The organism is Oceanihabitans sediminis (genome assembly GCF_003337215.1).
GTDB classification, from domain to species: domain Bacteria; phylum Bacteroidota; class Bacteroidia; order Flavobacteriales; family Flavobacteriaceae; genus Oceanihabitans; species Oceanihabitans sediminis.
The window spans coordinates 743,075-762,478 of sequence record NZ_QPIG01000001.1; the positions used below are offsets into that span (position 1 = coordinate 743,075).

The window sequence follows — 19,404 nt, forward strand, 5'->3', positions numbered from 1 at the left end:
ATGTTTTCCGTGAAAGCGAAACCTTCTTTTTTATTTTACTACTTCAATCCAACGACCTTTATTTCTAACTAAAAAGTCATTGTCATACATAGCTTCTGCTTGTACTCCTGGTAAATAATAAGTTCCTAAATAAGCGGCATTAAGCATGATGTTGAACGTTTTTGTTCCATCTTTTCCTTTTTTATCTAAGTCAAAATAGAAACTAACTCTATCATCTCGAATGTCTGTAAAACGAGCTGTACTAGTTGAGTTACTTCCAAAATCGGTAAAACGAGTGTTTACAATTTCCCATCCTGATGGGAATATTTGGGTTAGGGCAATGTCGTTTATATAATCGTTTTTAAGATTACTTATAGTAACCGATGCAACAAAATCTTGACCTTGTTGTAGTTTTTCAATATCCATAGGGTTTCCGCTAGTATCTTTATAAGAAACAGAAATGTTTAAGCCTCTTTGCTCTGTTAGCTCTTTTCCAAGCGGTAACTTTCCAGAATTTAATACACGCACAAACACAATATTATCTTTATTGTTTTTAAAGGAAATAGCGTTGCTTCCTTCCTTAACTGTTAGTTCGCGTTGTGCTATAGCATTTTTGGTTTTTATCCTTTTCGTTTCACCGTTTAAGGTATATTCTAAATCTAGTTCTTTGCCGCCATTAGCTTTCACCATTTTTGCTATTGCAAGTAAGCTGTATGCTGTGGTTTGCGTACTCATCCAATGATCTTTAGATAAGGATTTTGCAATAGTTTCAGATAGTTCTTTTGCTCGGGAATCTTTAGTTAAAACCATAGTTTCTAAAGCCATTGCGCGGTTTCTGTCTACAGAGCCATAGGTGTAATAATTGTAGGTAGGTGAAATAAATTCGATATTTGCTGTTTTTGAAATTTGCTCACTCGCTTCTTTTTGACCTGCCAAAGCATAAGCTGCAGCCAATCGCCATTTAGCTTCGTTAGAAATTTCTGTAAACTCCTTAAGTCTGTTCATAGCAGCTAAATCTGGACTTCCAGCCAAGGCTAAAGTGTATAATCTGTAAGCTTGTGCTAAATCTGCATTATAGGTTTTATAACTTGGTCTCCAGTCACGAGATGCTTGCTTTTGATAAGCTAACCAATTGCTCTTGAAGGAAAGCGGAAGCACATAGCCTTTCTTTTCAGCCTCTAGCATAAAATGCCCTGTATAACTAGTTGTCCAATCGTTTACAGCGTTTTCACCCATCCAATAGCTTAGTCCGCCATTTGGTCTTTGAAAATGACCAACTTTTTTAATAATACTTTCTATATTATGTTGGATTTCTTGTTTTTTATCGAAAGTCAAATCAAAAATATCTTGTAAATATAACTGCGGAAAAACGCCAGAGGTTATTTGTTCTAAGCAACCATGAGGGTATTCGATTAAATATTGTAATCGTTTTGAGAAATTCATTGGAGGCATTGTTGAAAATTCTACAGTAGCTGTATTGCTTCCCATAATTCCAAAGGTGGAGAAATCTATTTTTTCTGAATCATTTGCTTCTAAAGTTTTGTCTAATGCAACCGAAGAAACAGGATTCGTGTTTAGTACATCTAACTCTACTTTGTAAGTGGATTTTTCACCATTTCCTGAAGCAATTACTTCAACCGTATTTATTCCTTTCGCCTTACTAACGTCTAGCTCAAAATAAGCCATTTGTTCGTCAGGTTTGTCAAAAGTTAAAGTTTGCGTTTTGCTACCAACTACTTCTATTCCGTTGCTTAATTTTAGGCTAATATTTACGTTTTTCATTTTTGATTCCATTGCGAAAACGGTAACAGGAAGTGTTACTTTTTCTCCCGGACTTAATTTTCTAGGAAGGGTAGCTAGTACCATTAACGGCTTTTTTACCTGTACGGTTTTGTCTGTACTTCCGTAGGCTTCGCTGTTAATATCTCCGGCAACAACCATGGTTCTAACCGATCCGATATAGTTTGGGAGTTTGATTTTATGAATTTTATTGTCTCCAGGCTTTAATTCAAATGGGCCTAAAAATTTAACCACAGGTTTAAATCTATTTGCTTTTTTGTCTTTACCAGCCAAGGCATCGGCATCACCACCTACAGCAAAAACTTGGTCTATACTTCCGGAATAAGCCCCGATAACATCATCAAAAACATCCCAGGTTTTTACGCCTAAGGCTTCACGCTTATAAAACTCATTCCAAGCATTTGGCGTTTTAAATCTTGTTAAGTCTAGTAAACCTTCTTCTACCATTGCAATGGTATAAGTCATAGGTTTTCTGTTTTTTTCTGATACAAAAATTTCAAACTCTTGTTCTGGTCGTAACACACTTGGCATTCTTAATTCAGGTTCTAGTTTGGTGTTAGGATTTTCGACCATAATAGGAATTACGCCATACAATCTAATTGGTAAATCGTTTGCTGTTATGGCATGTGGTTGTAAAAGGGAGATATTTACAAATACGTTTGGAGCCATATTAGAATTAATAGGAACTTGTATTGTTGTTTCTTCTGCGGTAGTTTTTACCCATTTGTATTCTAGAACTTCGCTTCCGTTTTCAATGCTTATTAAGGCACGACCTTCTTTACCAGAAGGGAATTTAATTTTAGCGGTTTCACCAACATTATATTTCTTTTTATCTGAAGAGAATGCTAGCATTTTGGCAGCTTCCTTGTCTCCTGAAGGCGTGTACCATCCTTTATAGAAATAAGCGGTTCTTCCTGTTGCATGCCCACTTTTAGGATCTTCTACTCTAATTAAATAACGACCACGGTCTTCTTCTGGAATATTTAATTTAAAACTAGATTTTCCATTAGAATCTGTGTCTAGTTTGAAGCTTTTATATGGCTGATGAAATGTGTTTGAAGTATACGAAGCTAAATCGTCGTAGGAAGAATTCCACCACCAACGCCATTCAATCTTGTATATTTTTACCTCTACATTTTCACGCTTTACAGGTTTTCCTTCGGCATTTACTACAACAATATCAAATTTTTGATTTTCGTCTGTAGAAAAGGAGCCATGATCTTTTTCTTGCGGAGATTTTAATCCTACGAAAGATGTATAAGGAGCATATTGTTTGGTAAAAGCATCCATTGAAAAATCTCCGCCATTTTCGAAAGCACGGATTAAAAACTGAGCGTTTAACATTCCCGGAGCATTTTTAGCAACGTTTATTTTTTTGTTGATAGTTGCTAGCCCGTTTTCATTCACTTTACCATCAAATAGGATTGTTTCTTCGGTAGAAAAAGCACGAGACGGATCGTTAAATACATAATCTTTATAGTTTTTAAAACTTGAGGAAGCACTGCTAAATTTCGCTTTAATTTCAGTTCTTACATTTTTAGCAGGCGCACCATGTAGCCACTTTACGTCTAATTTTCCGTTTAAATATTTTCCAACGGAAAGCACTTCGTCTTCAAAATCCATTTTAATTTTTAAACGATTTGGTTTTACCGTTTCTACTTTTAAACCCTTGTAAAATGTTGCACCACCTACCGAAACTTTTGCGTTCCAATTTCCTGTATTGTCTTCGGTTGAAGTAGGAACATGAAATGTGTATAGATTGTTGAGGTTTTGGCTAGTAATTTTTCTGTAGGCAAGTTTTCCGTTAGCATCTGTGATTTCCATTTTAACCGGATGCTCTTTAGGAAGTTTGTTTCCGGTGTCATTCAGCATAAAAGATAAATGTAAGGTGTCTCCAGGACGCCAAACTCCGCGTTCTCCGTATATATACCCTTTTAATCCACGTTGTAATTGATTTCCAGAAACATCAAACTTACTTAGAGAAAGCGAATTACCATCATTAAGTTTTAGGTAGCTGTAATTATTTGCTTTGGAAACAATTGCAAAAGCGGCATGTTTATCAACTTTTAGCGTAGCCAGTCCTTCTAAATCTGTTTTTGTTTTTACAATTTCTTGTTGCTGAAAATTATATATGGTAACGGTGGCACCTGCTTCAGGTTTGGTGTCTAGAATGTTTGTTACAGCAAAATAATAATTGTTTTTTGTTCCTTTTTTTGCAATAACCCCAAGGTTTGAGGCTAATAGGTTTTGTACTACAGTTTTGTCGCTATAATACGCTTCTTTGCAAGGGTCTTTTCTGTCATTCCAATTGTAATAATCATATTTGTAGCTATAGCTTAGGTTGTCCCAATAACGTTCTTCACGTAAATCGTCATCTTCGCTAGAGTTTTCAGAATATGTGTCATAATAGTAATCCTCTTCGTAATAATCTTCATTGTTTTCAGCGTTTGTAACACTTTGTTTCCCGTCACAGTTGTATAAGGAGTACTCCTTTTTCATATCTAATTCTATTCTGTAAATAGCGCCAGGATCGGCTTTCATATATTTAGATAAATCAACGCTATAAGCTTTCCATTTTCCTGTGTTTTCAGATTCGTTTTGTAGCGTAATGGTATGTTTGGCAATTCTTCTTCCAACACGTCTAGCATCACTTCTGTAGGTGTTATCGAGTTCGTTATCTTGTAAGAATTGTAAGACATTGTCTTCGAAAATTTTGATAATTCTAATATCTACAGCTTTTAAATTAACTGCTTCGAAATTGAATTTTAAGTTTTGTGAATTAGGTAGTATTACTCCGTTACTAATTAGTCTTATTTGCGGTTTTTCTTCTTCAAAAGCTATTAATTCTGAAAATGGCTTTTTAAGTTTATAGCCGTCGGTATTTGTTATCCCTTGAAAAACATCTACTTGAACATTTCCAGCGATTTTAGCTTCCGGATATGCTTTTAGCACATTTCCATCTACAATATATTTTGGGTTTTTAGAATCCTGAATACTTACTAATCCGTCAAAATTCTGTTGTTTTTTTAAAGGATCGGAAAAGTTAATGGATAGGTATTGTTCTGGAGTTTGAATTACATCCACCTTGGTAATAACAAAGTTATTTTTACCCGGAATTGTAATTTTCTTTTCTCCTTTGTTATCCGATTCAATAGATTTTCCGTCCCATTTAATCAAAATTTGGCTGTCATCTACCAAACGATTTATGCTATCTATTTTAAACTCAAAAACTTTTGAGGAGTTAAAAGATTCATTCCAAACTACAGATAGTCTTTCGTTATTATGGGTAGCTTCTATTATTTGCTTTGCTTGCTCCAAAGAAATAATATCTGCTGCACGTATAACTCCTTCTAAATATTGCCATTCTTTACTGTATGACTGAAGGTTGTTTGTATCAATATTGAAGTTGGGACTTATGGTTTTAAACTGAAAAGTGTAGGTTTTAAACTCTGAAGGTACATCTTTGTAAATATCACCAAGCTTTACATTTACTGTGTATTCTGTGTTTGCATCTAAAGCTTCGTCTGGCACAAAACGAAGCGAATGGCTATTATTAACCAATAATTTTCCAGAAATATGCGGTTTTATATCTACAATTTTTTCTAAAATTTCTTGATTCATTGTCCAACCTTCAACATCCTTTGCTAAATTGATTTGAATAGGGTCTGCCACAGAAACTCGTCCGGAAGTTGTATAACTTATATACTCTTTAAACTTGAAGATGTTATCTGTTTCTGTTGTTTTTTCTTTACAAGAAAAAGCTAGTGTAAGAACAAAAAACATTGCAAGAAGTCTCTTGATGTGCATAGTGAGGTAATATTAGAAGTTTTGAATGTTTTAAAGATAAGTAATACAATTCTTGTTAACGTGTTTAGCGCAAACTAAATTGTTTAAAATATCTATGAGATTTAATTCTACTTTAAACCATAAATATGCTTAAAAAGAAATAGCTGCATTAAAGATAATATATTAAGAATTAATTCGGAATAGCAACTTATTAATAATTTGTATCTTTGTGTATATTTATAATAATCAAGAAAAAAAAGACATATGATGGAAGCTATTGCTACTGATTTTGGAATAGATCAAGCATTAAAAACATTAGGAGTAAAAGAATTAAATAATGGAACATCTACAGGTTCTGATAATTTTTCTAACGGTGAAATTATTGAATCTTATTCTCCAGTGGATGGTAAATTAATTGCCAAAGTAAAATCTTCAACTCGTGAAGACTATGATAAAGTGATGGATGCTGCAACTAGCGCATTTAAAACTTGGAGAGATATGCCTGCACCGCAACGTGGAGAAATTGTTCGTCAGTTTGGTAATAAATTAAGAGAATTAAAAGAGCCATTAGGTAAGTTAGTTTCTTACGAAATGGGTAAATCTTTACAAGAAGGTTACGGTGAAGTTCAAGAAATGATTGATATCTGTGATTTCGCAGTTGGATTGTCAAGACAATTAAACGGTCTTACTATTCCTTCAGAGCGTCCTGGTCATGTAATGAGAGAGCAGTGGCACCCAATTGGTGTAGTAGGAATTATTTCTGCATTTAACTTCCCAGTGGCAGTTTGGTCATGGAACACAGCTTTAGCATGGATTTGTGGAGATGTTTGTGTTTGGAAAGCATCAGAAAAAGCACCTCTTTGTTCTATAGCTTGTCAAAATATTATTGCAGAAGTATTAAAAGATAACAATTTACCAGAAGGAATTTCTTGTATCGTAAACGGAGACTACAAAGTAGGAGAGTTTATGACTAAAGATAGAAGAGTTGCTTTAGTTTCTGCAACAGGATCTACAAGAATGGGTAAAATTGTTGGAGTAACAGTTGCTGAGCGTTTTGGTAAATCTTTATTAGAATTAGGAGGAAACAACGCCATTATTATTACACCAACTGCAGATTTAAAAGTAGTAGTTCCTGGTGCTGTATTTGGTGCTGTTGGAACTTGTGGTCAGCGTTGTACTTCTACACGTCGTTTAATTATTCACGAATCGGTTTACGATAAGGTGCGTGATGCGATTGTTGGAGCTTACAAACAAATTAAGATTGGTAACCCATTAGATGAAAATAACCACGTTGGACCATTAATCGATAAAGATTCTGTAAACACGTATTTAGCGGCTATTGAAAAAGCTAAAGCTGAAGGTGGAAACGTTTTAGTTGAAGGTGGTGTTTTAGAAGGTGAAGGTTTTGAAAGCGGTTGCTACGTTAAGCCAGCAATTATTGAAGCTGAAAACCATTTTGAAATTGTACAGCATGAAACATTTGCTCCAATTTTATACATCATGAAATACTCTGGAGATCTTGAAAACGCTATTGAAATGCAAAATGGTGTTGCTCAAGGTTTATCTTCTGCAATTATGACTAACGAAATGAAAGAAGCAGAAAAGTTCTTATCATACGCTGGCTCAGATTGTGGTATTGCAAACGTAAACATTGGTACTTCTGGAGCAGAAATCGGAGGAGCTTTCGGTGGTGAAAAAGAAACAGGTGGTGGACGTGAGTCTGGATCCGATGCTTGGAAAGTGTACATGAGAAGACAAACAAATACTATTAACTACTCAGACGAATTACCTTTAGCACAAGGAATTAAATTCGACCTATAGTAGGTAGTTGTAATTTATAAAAAGAAAGCCACATCAAACGATGTGGCTTTTTTGTTTTATAAATAATTTCTTTTGAAAATGTATAAAAAAGAATAAACCTTGTTCTTTTTCCCTATTCTGGTTTGGGATAGAAACAAGGTTTATATCGTATTGATTAATAGCATTGTAAATATATGTTTTTATGTGTTTGGTTGTATGTGAAAATGTATAGTTGGTAGTGAATATTGTATAGTTGGTAATAATTTATGTAAAACTAGTAATTAGCTATACTTCACTTTTCTTAAAATACGTTGTGTTTCCTTGTATAGAGTATATGCTTCTTCATTATATGCTTTTAAAAAAGGCTTGGCTTCATTCAATTTATCTATAGCATCATGAAATAGGTTGAAATAGCAGATTAAATAAGTTTCAGGAAGATTCAATAGATCTTGTTCTTCGTTGCTATTCAGTTTTTGTCCGTTTTTAAGTTTTTCTAATAAGATGTTATTGGTGTTATAAACGTGATGAAGAATTTTTTTATCAAATTGAGGAGCTTCAAAAAGAAGTTTGGTATCAATGGTGTAGGTTGCGTTATTTCCGAAGTGAATTATAGTTTCTTCTAAAGGATAATATTTAGAATTTTGATGCAGTCCAAGATCTACATATTCTACAATTTTAAAGCTGTCCTCATCGTAGTTTATGGTGACATCATCTAATGTAGAATAAAACAAACGAACTTGTTCGTTAATCATTTCAATATCTACTCTAGAATAGTAGGTTTCGTCATTTATGATTTTTTTCTGCCCAGACCAACACAGTACAAAATATTCTTTAAACACTTTATACTGTGGATTATAGTCTTTTCGCTTGTTTAAAAAGTTAATAACATCATCTAAGGTATGCTGAATATTGTTTTGCGAATGCTTTTCAATTGCTTCAACAATTTTAGAATTCACATCTTTAATTTCGCTTTCAAAAACCTTTGGCATGCTTATGCTACCCTCTCTAAAAAAGATAGAACCCCCATAATATTTCCAAATATTTTTTCTTAAAGATGTTAAGCCTTCAGTAGGTCTAATAGTAACTAACCCAACAACTTTATTGTCTGGTAAATGCGGAAAGGGTATGTTTTCATATTGAACAATTGGCGGGTTATTAAAGTAGGCGTTTATTAAATTTTGGATTTTACTATCATCAAAAAAATCAACTCCTAGAATGGAATTATCTTCATCCTCCACACCAATAACTATATACGAATTGTTTTTAGGGTTGCTATTTGAAAGAGCACAAACATGCTTTAAAAACTTTGCCTTCCCTTCTTGTTGTGATATATCAATTTTACGCTTTTTGTCATAAAAACTGTTCTCATCGTTATGAGCTAATAGGTTTTTAATAAGTAAGCGTTTATTAATCATAATGACAAACCTGTTTTGGGCTCTATAACTAAAATTCTTTTTTAACTATGGTGCTGCTTGCTTGTGCAGTGCAAAACACCAATAAGTCTGCAATATTCACATGCGCAGGGCGAGTAACGGCAAAATAAATGATGTCTGCTATATCTTCAGGCTGTAAAGCTTTGTATCCTTTATAAACATTGTCGGCAGCCTTATCTCCTTTAAAACGTACTTGAGAGAATTCGGTTTCAACCAATCCTGGGTTTATTGCAGAAACTTTAATTCCGTGAGGGATAAGATCTATGCGCATTCCTTCTGTTATAGCTAAAACGGCGTGCTTGCTAGCGCAGTAAACATTTCCTTTAGGGTAAACTTCCTTTCCTGCGGAAGAACCAATATTTATAATATGTCCGGAGTTTCTTGCAGTCATTTGTGGAATAATTGCTTTGCTAACGTAAAGTAAGCCTTTTACGTTTATGTCTAGCATAGCATCCCAATCTTCTAAGTTTCCGGTTTGTATTGGGTCTAAACCATGAGCATTTCCAGCATTATTAATTAAAATGTCTACTTGTTTATATGCTTCCGGTAAAGATTCTATTGCGTCGAAAGTTGCTTGTTTGTCTCGAACATCAAATTGCAGGGTATGTACCTTTGTTTTATTGCTAAGCTCTTTATTAATGCTATCTAATCTTTCTTGTCTTCTTCCGCATAAAATAAGTTGTATACCGTGTTTTGCAAATTCGTAGGCAGTTGCTCTTCCAATTCCACTTGTTGCACCTGTAATTAAAGCAGTTTTTTTCATATTAATATTTCACTTATGTGAGGGTTTATCTTGTTGGATAAATTTACCTATAAAAATACTTATTCGCATTTAATTATGAAGTGTAAAAATCAAATATTTACCTTTTGTTCATGTCTTTTGATTAAGCTCTTAGGGACTAGTTGGTTGTTTTAACAAAGTTTTAAGAATACGGAAGGTCTTTTTGTTTAAATCACTGTAAACAAGTGTTTTGTGTGAGTTTTTTATTGTAAATTATAGAACTTTGAGCGTATTTTTTACGATTAATTTTTTGGTGTATCATCTAAATACCCAAAACAGCTCGTATATTATTATGAATCCAAAAACACAATATTTATGAAAACAGTAAAACAGTTTAAAATTTTTCTTTTAGCCATATTAACTATTGCAATGTTTAGCTCCTGTGATAGTGATGATACTTCTTCAGAAGGAACATCTAGAATATCTGTTAAGTTAATGGATAATCCTGGAGATTATGATAACGTTTTTGTTGAGGTTGTAGATGTTAAAGTTAAGCTTAACGATGCTAGTGAAGACGAAAACGGTTGGGTGAGTTTGAACGCTATTAATACTGGTGTTTATGATTTATTAGAGCTTACAGGTGGTATTAATGTATTGCTTGTAGATGGTTTTGAAGTTCCTTCAGGAACATTAAACCAAATAAGATTAGTGCTTGGTGATGATAATTCGGTAGTAATAGACGGAGTTTCACATCCTTTAAATACGCCTAGTGCACAACAATCTGGATTAAAAATAAAAGTAAATGAACCACTATCTCCAAATTACGAGTATACGTTCTTATTAGATTTTGATGTAAGTGAATCTATTGTAGTAGCAGGAAACTCAGGAAATATTAACTTAAAACCTGTAATTAGAGCAAGTGTAGAAGCAAACACTGGAGCTTTAAGTGGGGTTGTTGCTCCTGCAGATTTTCAAACAGAAGTTACAGTAAGTAATGGAGAAATAACTGCTTCGGCTTTTACAGATGAAACAGGTGTATTTACAGTAGTTGGTTTACCAGAAGGCGTTTATGATGTAACAGTAACTCCAGATCCAGCTTCAACCTATGAAGTCGTGCTTATTGAAAATGTAGAAGTTATCGTAGGTCAAACTTTAGACTTAGGAGAAATCGTATTAAATTAGTTAAAGAATTAACTAAATATTTGTTAAAGAGCAGCACTATTAGTGCTGCTCTTTATTTTTTAACCTATTATTAACAACAGTACAGCAAAAATTTCAACAAATTTACACATGTAAAAATCGAATGCTATATTTGAAAGATTTAAAACAGAAAACAATGGAAGTTACCAATACAATTGATATTAAGTCTATTAATGAAAAAATTGAAAAGGAGAGTGCTTTTGTCGACTTACTTACATTAGAAATGAATAAAGTAATTGTAGGCCAAAAACACATGGTTGAAAGATTACTTATAGGATTATTAGGTCAAGGACATATACTTTTAGAGGGTGTTCCTGGACTTGCAAAAACTTTAGCAATTAATACACTATCTCAAGCTGTTGACGGTAGTTTTAGTAGAATACAGTTTACTCCAGATTTATTACCTGCAGATGTAACTGGTACCTTAATTTATAACATGAAGGAGAATGACTTCAAAATTAAAAAAGGGCCAATTTTTGCAAACTTTGTTCTTGCCGATGAGATTAACAGAGCTCCAGCAAAAGTACAATCTGCTTTATTAGAAGCCATGCAGGAAAAGCAAGTAACTATTGGAGACGAAACTTTTAAATTAGATAAGCCGTTCTTAGTGATGGCAACCCAAAACCCGGTAGAGCAAGAAGGAACCTATCCTTTACCAGAAGCTCAAGTAGACCGTTTTATGTTAAAAACGGTAATTGATTACCCGAAGCAAGACGAAGAGCAATTAATCATGCGAGCTAACTTAAAAGGATCTTGGGATAAAGTAAATCCGGTGGTTTCTATTTCTCAAATATTAAAAGCACAAGAAGCAGTTCGCGAAGTGTATATGGATGAGAAAATTGAAAAATACATTTTAGATATTATTTTCGCGACTCGTTATCCTGAAAAATATAGACTTCCAGATTTAAAGCCTTTGATTTCCTTTGGTTCTTCTCCTCGTGGAAGTATCAACCTAGCAACAGCTGCAAAATGTTATGCATTTATTAAGCGCAGAGGTTATGTGATTCCAGAAGATGTTCGTGCCGTTGTGTATGATGTGTTACGTCATAGAATCGGAATTACCTACGAAGCAGAGGCTGAAAATATTACTTCGGTAGATATTATTAACAAGATTGTAAACGAAATCGAAGTACCATAAACTTGTCATTTCTGTGAAGGCAGAAATCTCTTAATAATTATTTCGAAATTAATTAGATAGATTTCGCATCAACTGCGGAATGGCAATACAAAGATGGATACTAAAGAATTACTAAAAAAAGTACGAAAAATTGAGATCAAGACACGAAGACTGTCTGATCATATTTTTGGTGGAGAATACCATTCTACCTTTAAGGGGCGTGGTATGACTTTTTCTGAAGTAAGACAATACCAATACGGTGACGATGTTCGTAATATTGATTGGAATGTTACCGCGCGCTATAACGAACCCTATATAAAAGTTTTTGAAGAAGAACGGGAGCTTACCATGTTGCTCATGGTAGATATTTCAGGTTCGCAATTCTTTGGTACAGACGAGCAATTTAAAAGTGAAATAGTAACCGAAATTGCTGCAACTTTAGCATTTTCAGCAACACAGAATAACGATAAAATAGGTTTGATTTTGTTTTCAGACGAAGTCGAATTATATATTCCTCCTAAAAAAGGAAAATCGCATGTACTGCGAATTATTCGTGAACTTATTGAGTTTAAACCAAAAAGTAAAAAAACGAATATTTCCGAAGCATTAAAGTTTATGTCTAGTGTTATGAAAAAGAAAGCCATTGTCTTTGTGCTTTCAGATTTTATAACAGATGACTATAGGCAAACCCTGAAAATAGCTTCTAAAAAACACGATGTAACAGGAATTCGCATATATGATAAACGGGAAGAGGAAATACCAAATGTAGGTTTGGTACAAATGCAAGACGAAGAAACAGGCGAGTTGCTTTTAGTAAATACACAGTCTAAAACAGTTCGTAAAAATTATGAAAAGTTCTATCGGGAAAAAGTAGCTTATTATAAAGATAGTTTTGCGAAATCTGGAGCCGGAACCATAGATTGTAGAACAGATGAAAGTTATGTAAAAAAGCTTTTAGGATACTTTAAATTAAGAGGATAAAAGATTAATTATTTATGACTAACGATTTAAGATTTATGAAGAATAAAATTTCCGCTTTCGGTGTTCCGTCAACGGGCTTTTTATGTATTGTCTTTTTTCTATTGTCCTACTTTTCATTTGCACAGCAAATAAGTTCTTCGGCAGATACAACTTCTATAAAAATTGGAGAGCAAATAACCTATAAGGTACAGGTAGAAACAGATACAACAAACCTGGTTGTTTTCCCAGAAGGGCAAACGTTTCTTCCTCTAGAAGTTATTGATTCTTATAAAATTGACACGACAAAAAAAGATGCTACTTATAAACTTGTTAAAAAATATGGCTTAACACAATTCGATTCTGGAACCTATACTATTCCGCGACAAAAAATTCTAATTGGTGATAAAACCTTCTTTTCAGACTCTTTAAAAGTAGAAGTGAAAAGCATTGTGGTAGATACTACAAAACAAGGATTGTACGATATTAAGCCAATTATTGAAGTAGAGAAAAGTCCGAGTCAATGGTGGAAATATTTACTAGTAACCCTATTAGTGTTATCGGTTATTAGTTTTCTTTTATACTGGTTTTTGTGGAGAAAAAAGCCACTAACAAAAGAAGAGAAAATTGCATTACTTCCACCTTATGATAGAGCGAAATTAGCTTTACAGCAATTGGATGAAAGCGGTTATTTAGAAAACGCCGAATTAAAAGATTATTATTCTGAGTTAACTTTCATTATTAGAAAATATCTAGATGAAAAAGTTTACGATCGTGCTTTAGAAAGTACTACTGATGAATTGATAAACAGATTAAACCTTCTTAAAGACGGCAATCAAATAGCTATTAGTAAGGAGGATATTAAAAATATTGAAACTATTTTAAAACGTGCCGATTTAGTGAAGTTTGCTAAATCTGCTCCAGATATTGAGCTTGCAAAATTAGATAGAAACACTATCGATTTAGGAATTGATCAAGTTAAGCAAGCCTTACCAGAACCAACAGAAGAAGAAAAATTATTAGACCAACGCTATCAAGAAGAGCGAGAGAAGAAACTGAAACGTAAAAAGATAGTTATTACTGTAGTAGCTATTATAGCTTTAGCTGTATTAACTTTTATAGGTTTTGGTCTAAAATATGGCTTTACCTATGTAAAAGATACTATTATTGGTCATGAAACTAAAGAGCTTTTAGAAGGAAATTGGGTGACCAGCGATTATGGTTTCCCTGCAATAACTATTAGTACCCCAAAGGTTTTAAAAAGAGATAATCCACCACTACCTGAAGAAATCAAGGAGCAGTTACAAATTACTGTTTTTAATTATGGTAGTGTAGTAGAGCCTTTTAGTGTAAAACTATCTACTATAAAAATTCATCAACAAGAAGGACAAGAAGAAGTGGATTTAAATCAAGTTTCGGAAAAAGCAATTCAAGAGTTTGAAAAGCAAGGTGTTTCTAATATGTTGGTGAAAAAGGAAAAATTTGTAACCCCTAATAATGCCGAAGGGTTAAAAACTTACGGGGCTGCAAGTCTTCCAGTTGCAAATTCAGATAATTTTTATGAGGGAGAGTATGTATTACTACACTTTACTACCAAAAATGTTATTCAAGAAATAGCAATTACCTATAGAAAGGGAGATGTATATGCAAGTGAAATTGTAGATAGGATTATTGATTCTGTAGAATTGGTAAAAGAAGAAGCACCAAAAAAAGAATAGTATTAAAGAATGTTTGAAGGAATAGAATTTTTAAATAAAGAATTTTTCTGGTTGTTTTTACTACTTCCATTAGCTATGCTATGGTATTTTTTCAAGCAAAATAAACAAACAGCCGAATTAAAAATATCAAGCTTAAAAGGATTTCAAGTAACTAATTCGTGGTTGCCTAAATTTCGTCATGCACTTTTTGTGCTACGTTTGTTAGCTTTAGCTGCATTAATAACAGCAATGGCTAGACCACGTACGGTAGATGTTTCAACAAGAACAAAAACCACTCGAGGTATCGACATTGTTATGGCAATAGATGTTTCTGCAAGTATGCTTGCTAAAGATTTAAGACCAAATCGCTTAGAAGCTCTAAAGGATGTAGCTGCAGAATTTATTAAAGGCAGACCAAACGACAGAATTGGTTTAGTAGAATACGCAGGAGAAAGTTATACCAGAACACCAATCACAAGCGATAAGGCTATTGTTTTACGTTCTTTAAACGAAATTAAGTACACTTCAGTCATTGAAGGAGGAACGGCTATAGGAATGGGGTTAGCTACTTCTGTAAACCGATTAAAAGATAGTAAGGCAAAAAGTAAAGTAATTATTCTATTAACCGATGGGGTAAACAACTCCGGATTTATCGCGCCAAAAATCGCAAGTGAATTGGCTTTAGAATACGGGATTAAAGTATATACCATTGGTCTAGGAACAAATGGTATGGCACTGTCGCCAATTGCAATTATGCCTAACGGACAATTTCAATACGGTAGAGTGCAAGTAGAAATTGATGAAAACTTATTAAAAGAAATTGCCAATCAAACTGGAGGAAAATACTTTAGAGCTACCGATAATAAGAAATTAGCTCAGATTTATGACGAAATAAACAAGTTAGAAAAAACAGATATCGAAGAGTTTAAATACTATAATTACGAAGAAAAGTTCCGTCCGCTTGTTCTACTTGCAGGATTGCTTTTAGCAATAGAATTTTTATTGCGATTTACTGTTTTTAGAAGTTTTGTGTAATTGATTATGGTGACCGAATACTAAAAGAAATGTATCAACTAGAAGAAAAAATATGGTTTTGGGTTTTAGTGATTATTCCAGTAATAATCCTACTCTTTTTGATGCTTCAATTTTGGAAAAATAGAGCACAAAAAAACTTCGCTAATAAAGAAGTCTTAAAGAAATTAAGCCCAAACCAATCCCTTTTTAAAAGCATATTAAAAGTTACGATTTGGTGTTTAGCTTTTGCTTGCTTAGCTATAGCATTAGTGAACCCCAAGATAGGAACCAAGCTAGAAACGGTTAAACGTGAGGGAGTAGATATTGTTTTTGCAGTAGATGTTTCAAAAAGTATGCTTGCAGAAGATATTGCACCAAACAGGTTAGATAAATCCAAACAACTTGTTACGCAAATTATAAACACCCTAGCAAGTGATAGAGTTGGAATCATCGCTTATGCAGCTAAAGCCTTTCCGCAGTTGCCAATTACAACCGATTACGGAGCAGCAAAAATGTTCTTACAAAATATGAATACTGATATGCTTTCTTCGCAAGGAACAGCAATTAATGAAGCTATTAAACTTTCGGAAACATATTTTGATAACGACGAGCAAACCAATAGAGTTCTCATCATTATTTCAGATGGAGAAGATCATTTTGGGCAATCTGCTATCCGTGAAGCAGAAGCTGCTAGCGAACAAGGAATAAGAATTTTCACTATTGGAGTTGGAGATGTAAAAGGTGGGCCAATTCCTATGAAGAGAAACGGCATCACTTTAAACTATAAAAAAGATAGACAAGGCGAAACCGTAATTACGCGTTTAAACGAAGAGAATTTAAAGAGCATCGCTTCTGCAGCAAACGGATTTTACATTAACGGAAGCAACACCAACGAAGTGGTAGAAGCTATTCGTGATGTGTTAAATAAAATGGATAAAAAGGAATTTGAATCTAAAGAATTTGCAGATTTTAAAGACCAATTTCAATGGTTTTTAGCATTAGCAATCTTTCTATTATTTATAGATATTTTCTTGTTAGAACGAAAAACAGCATGGTTAAAAAGACTTAATCTGTTTAACGAAAACCTTTAGTTTTCAATAAAATGCAAGTCAGGTAAAGACAAAAATGACTGATAGATATTTTATAAAATCTTTAACTATAAGCAAAGCAGTAGTTTTATAATTTAGTAAAAAATCAAATGAAAAATATATTAATAGTCATATTCACTTTTTTTAGCATTGCTTCTTTTGCACAAGACAGGGAGGAGCAAAATCTTCTATCGCAAAAAAAAGCAAATGACTTGGTGTATAAAGCAAACGTTTTAGTAGATAATGACGAGCTTGTTTCTGCAGAAATGGAATATAGAAAAGCCATTTCAGAACAACCAAACTACGCTGTAGGAGCTTATAATCTTGGAAATTCATATTATAAACAAGGAAACTACGAAGAGGCTTTATTTCGTTTAAAGCAAACAGCAAGACATGCAAATACTAAAGATGAAAAACATAGAGCTTTTCATAATATTGGAAACGTTTTAATGCAAAACAAACAATGTAAAGAAGCTGCCGAAGCTTTTAAAAGTGCATTAAGAAACAATCCTTCAGATGATGAAACGCGCTATAATTATGCTTTAGCCAAAGAATGTGCAGAGCAGCAACAAGACGAGGAAGATCAGCAGGACGAAAATAAGGACGAAGAAAACCAAGACGATCAAGAGAATCAAGACAACCAAGACCAAGAAGATAAAGAGGATAAAAAAGAGCAAGAGGATCAAGGCGACCAGGAAGAAGATAATAAAGATGAAAACTCTGAAGACGAAGGTGATAAGGATAAAAATGAAGGAGAAGATAAAGAAGACGAAGATGGGAATCCTAAAGATGAAAATCAAGATCAAGGAGAAGGCGATAAGGATAAAAAAGAAAATCCACAACCACAACCAGGTCAATTGTCACCACAGCAAATTAAAAACCTGCTAGAGGCAATGAACGATCAGGAGCAAAAAGTACAAGACAAAATCAATGCTCAAAAAGAAAAAGGAGCAAAAGTACAAACAGAAAAAGATTGGTAAGAATCATTTTGTCGTTCCTATACAATTAGGAATTCATTTTGAAAAACTATGAAAACAATTAAACACATAACTATATTATTCCTCCTACTTGCTACAAGTATTGCTTCAGCACAAGTAAAATTTGAAGCAAAAGTAAGTAAGAGTGAACTGGGAGTTAATGAACGTTTACGAATTGATTTTGAAATGAATCAAGACGGAGATAATTTTAATCCGCCAAGTTTTCAAGACTTCACAGTAGTTGCAGGACCAAATCAATCGGTTAGTCATTCGTGGATTAATGGAAAAAAATCCTTCAATAAAACTTATAGTTATTTTTTAGCACCAAAAAATCAAGGAAAATTCACCATTAACCAAGCTACTATTGAAATTGATGGCGAGGTATATAAGACAACACCAATAACTGTAAATATTACTAGCGCTGTAGACAAACCTAAAGATCCTAATGATCCAGATGTTATAATAGCAGATAATATTCATTTGGTTGCTGAGGTTTCTAAAACCAATCCGTATATAAACGAAGCCATTACCGTTGTTTATAAGCTATACGTTGCACCAAATACAGGAGTTAGTAATTGGCGAGAAACTAGTAGTCCTAGTTATAACGACTTCTGGTCGCAAAACATAGATACCAAAGGTTTAAAGGTTTTAAACGGAAAGTATAAAGGAGAGGATTATCGTTATGTAGTGCTTCGTAAAACAGTTCTTTATCCACAAAAAACTGGTAAGCTAGAAATAGAGCCTTTAAGCTTAGATATTACGGTAGATGTGCCAACAAATAGACGTAATATTTTTGGAGAGCGCTTAATGACCCAAGCACATAAAACGATTACTGCAGGTAGCAGGCAAATACATGTAAAAGCCTTGCCAGAAAAGAATAAGCCAGCAAACTTTACAGGAGCTGTTGGTGATTTTGATTTTAGAGTTACCTCTTCAAAAACCGAATTAAACGCTACAGAATCTTTAAGTGCAACGGTGGAGGTTTCGGGTAATGGAAATTTAAAATTATTTGAATTGCCAAACTTAAACGTTCCTAGTTCTTTAGAGGTTTACGAGCCAGAAAATAAAGATAATGTAAGAACAACAGGAAGCGGAATGCAAGGAAAACGCAGTCAGAGTTATACTATTGTTCCGCAGTTTAAAGGAAAGTACCCTTTGCCAAGTATTTCTTTTTCTTATTTCGATTTAAAAACAGAAAGTTATAAAACACTTGCTTCAGATGAGATAGTTATAGATGTTTTACAGGGACCAACAAATGTAGCTTCTAATGAGAATGGAGCTATAAGTCCAAATAAACAAACGGTTATAGCAAATAACGATCAATTTGCTTTCATTAAAACAAAACCAAATCTAGTTTCAGCTAAAAAGAGTAATTTCTTTAAAACTACCGGATTTTGGACAGCTTTATTGGCTCCTTTATTAGCAATTCCTTTAGCAATTGTATTTAGAAATAAACGCGATGAACGTCTTGCAGATGTTACAGGAAATAGAATTAGAAAAGCAGATAGATTAGCTAAAAAATATTTAAGTGAAGCAAAACGTGCTTTAGGGCAAAAAGAAGCTTTTTACGTAGCGCTTGAAAAAGCACTTCATAATTACTTAAAAGCAAAACTACAAATAGAAACTAGTGATTTTACTAAAGAAAAAATCACCGAAACTTTATTAGAAAGGCAAGTAGAAGACCATACCGTTACCGAATTTATTAGCATCTTAAAAAACTGTGAATTGGCTCGTTATACACCAATTACCCAAGTAGAGATGCAACAGGATTATGATAAAGCATCTAAGACTATTTCAGAAATAGATAAACAAATAAGATAAGATTTGATATTCCT

The 19,404-nt window shown here is 33.6% G+C and carries 12 protein-coding genes; 9 read left to right on the forward strand and 3 right to left on the reverse strand.

Going from position 1 to position 19,404, the window contains the following annotated elements; all coding sequences use genetic code 11:
* Positions 1-30 precede the first annotated feature (30 nt).
* Positions 31-5,586: an alpha-2-macroglobulin family protein gene (locus tag DU428_RS03375; RefSeq protein WP_113965801.1), complete on the reverse strand. Its 5,556-nt coding sequence runs from the start codon at positions 5,584-5,586 to the stop codon at positions 31-33.
* Between the two features lie 246 nt (positions 5,587-5,832).
* Here DU428_RS03375 and amaB point away from each other — a divergent pair, with 246 nt between their 5' ends.
* A complete protein-coding gene (gene amaB / locus DU428_RS03380; protein WP_072348851.1) occupies positions 5,833-7,386 on the forward strand; it encodes an L-piperidine-6-carboxylate dehydrogenase in 1,554 nt (517 codons plus the stop codon).
* 260 nt (positions 7,387-7,646) lie between these two features.
* Here amaB and DU428_RS03385 read toward each other — a convergent pair whose 3' ends face one another.
* Together DU428_RS03385 and DU428_RS03390 are read right to left on the reverse strand one after the other, a co-directional pair.
* Positions 7,647-8,780 carry an ATP-binding protein gene (locus DU428_RS03385; protein WP_113965802.1) on the reverse strand — a complete coding sequence of 378 codons (1,134 nt, stop codon included), beginning with the start codon at positions 8,778-8,780 and terminating at the stop codon, positions 7,647-7,649.
* Positions 8,781-8,808: 28 nt separating this feature from the next.
* Positions 8,809-9,561: an SDR family NAD(P)-dependent oxidoreductase gene (locus DU428_RS03390; protein ID WP_072347620.1), complete on the reverse strand. Its 753-nt coding sequence runs from the start codon at positions 9,559-9,561 to the stop codon at positions 8,809-8,811.
* A gap of 333 nt (positions 9,562-9,894) precedes the next feature.
* On the opposite strand from DU428_RS03390, the gene DU428_RS03395 reads away from it, so the two are divergent.
* The 8 genes from DU428_RS03395 (at position 9,895) to DU428_RS03430 (ending at position 19,390) form a co-directional block, all read left to right on the forward strand.
* Entirely contained in the window at positions 9,895-10,701 is an 807-nt protein-coding gene (locus DU428_RS03395) for a DUF4382 domain-containing protein (RefSeq protein ID WP_072347618.1), read from the forward strand.
* Between the two features lie 154 nt (positions 10,702-10,855).
* Complete coding sequence (locus tag DU428_RS03400) at positions 10,856-11,857, forward strand: AAA family ATPase (protein ID WP_072348849.1); 1,002 nt, start codon at positions 10,856-10,858, stop codon at positions 11,855-11,857.
* Between the two features lie 93 nt (positions 11,858-11,950).
* Positions 11,951-12,817: a DUF58 domain-containing protein gene (locus tag DU428_RS03405; RefSeq protein ID WP_072347616.1), complete on the forward strand. Its 867-nt coding sequence runs from the start codon at positions 11,951-11,953 to the stop codon at positions 12,815-12,817.
* A 14-nt stretch (positions 12,818-12,831) separates the two neighbouring features.
* Positions 12,832-14,511, forward strand: a complete 1,680-nt coding sequence (locus tag DU428_RS03410) for a BatD family protein (RefSeq protein ID WP_113965803.1) — start codon at positions 12,832-12,834, stop codon at positions 14,509-14,511.
* A gap of 9 nt (positions 14,512-14,520) precedes the next feature.
* Positions 14,521-15,525 (forward strand): vWA domain-containing protein, encoded by a 1,005-nt coding sequence (locus DU428_RS03415; protein ID WP_072347614.1) that lies wholly within the window; start codon positions 14,521-14,523, stop codon positions 15,523-15,525.
* A 29-nt stretch (positions 15,526-15,554) separates the two neighbouring features.
* A complete protein-coding gene (locus tag DU428_RS03420; RefSeq protein ID WP_072347612.1) occupies positions 15,555-16,595 on the forward strand; it encodes a vWA domain-containing protein in 1,041 nt (346 codons plus the stop codon).
* 107 nt (positions 16,596-16,702) lie between these two features.
* Positions 16,703-17,572 carry a tetratricopeptide repeat protein gene (locus tag DU428_RS03425; protein ID WP_113965804.1) on the forward strand — a complete coding sequence of 290 codons (870 nt, stop codon included), beginning with the start codon at positions 16,703-16,705 and terminating at the stop codon, positions 17,570-17,572.
* A gap of 48 nt (positions 17,573-17,620) precedes the next feature.
* Positions 17,621-19,390, forward strand: coding sequence for a BatD family protein (locus DU428_RS03430; RefSeq protein ID WP_072347609.1), 1,770 nt, complete (start codon positions 17,621-17,623; stop codon positions 19,388-19,390).
* Positions 19,391-19,404: the final 14 nt, after the last annotated feature.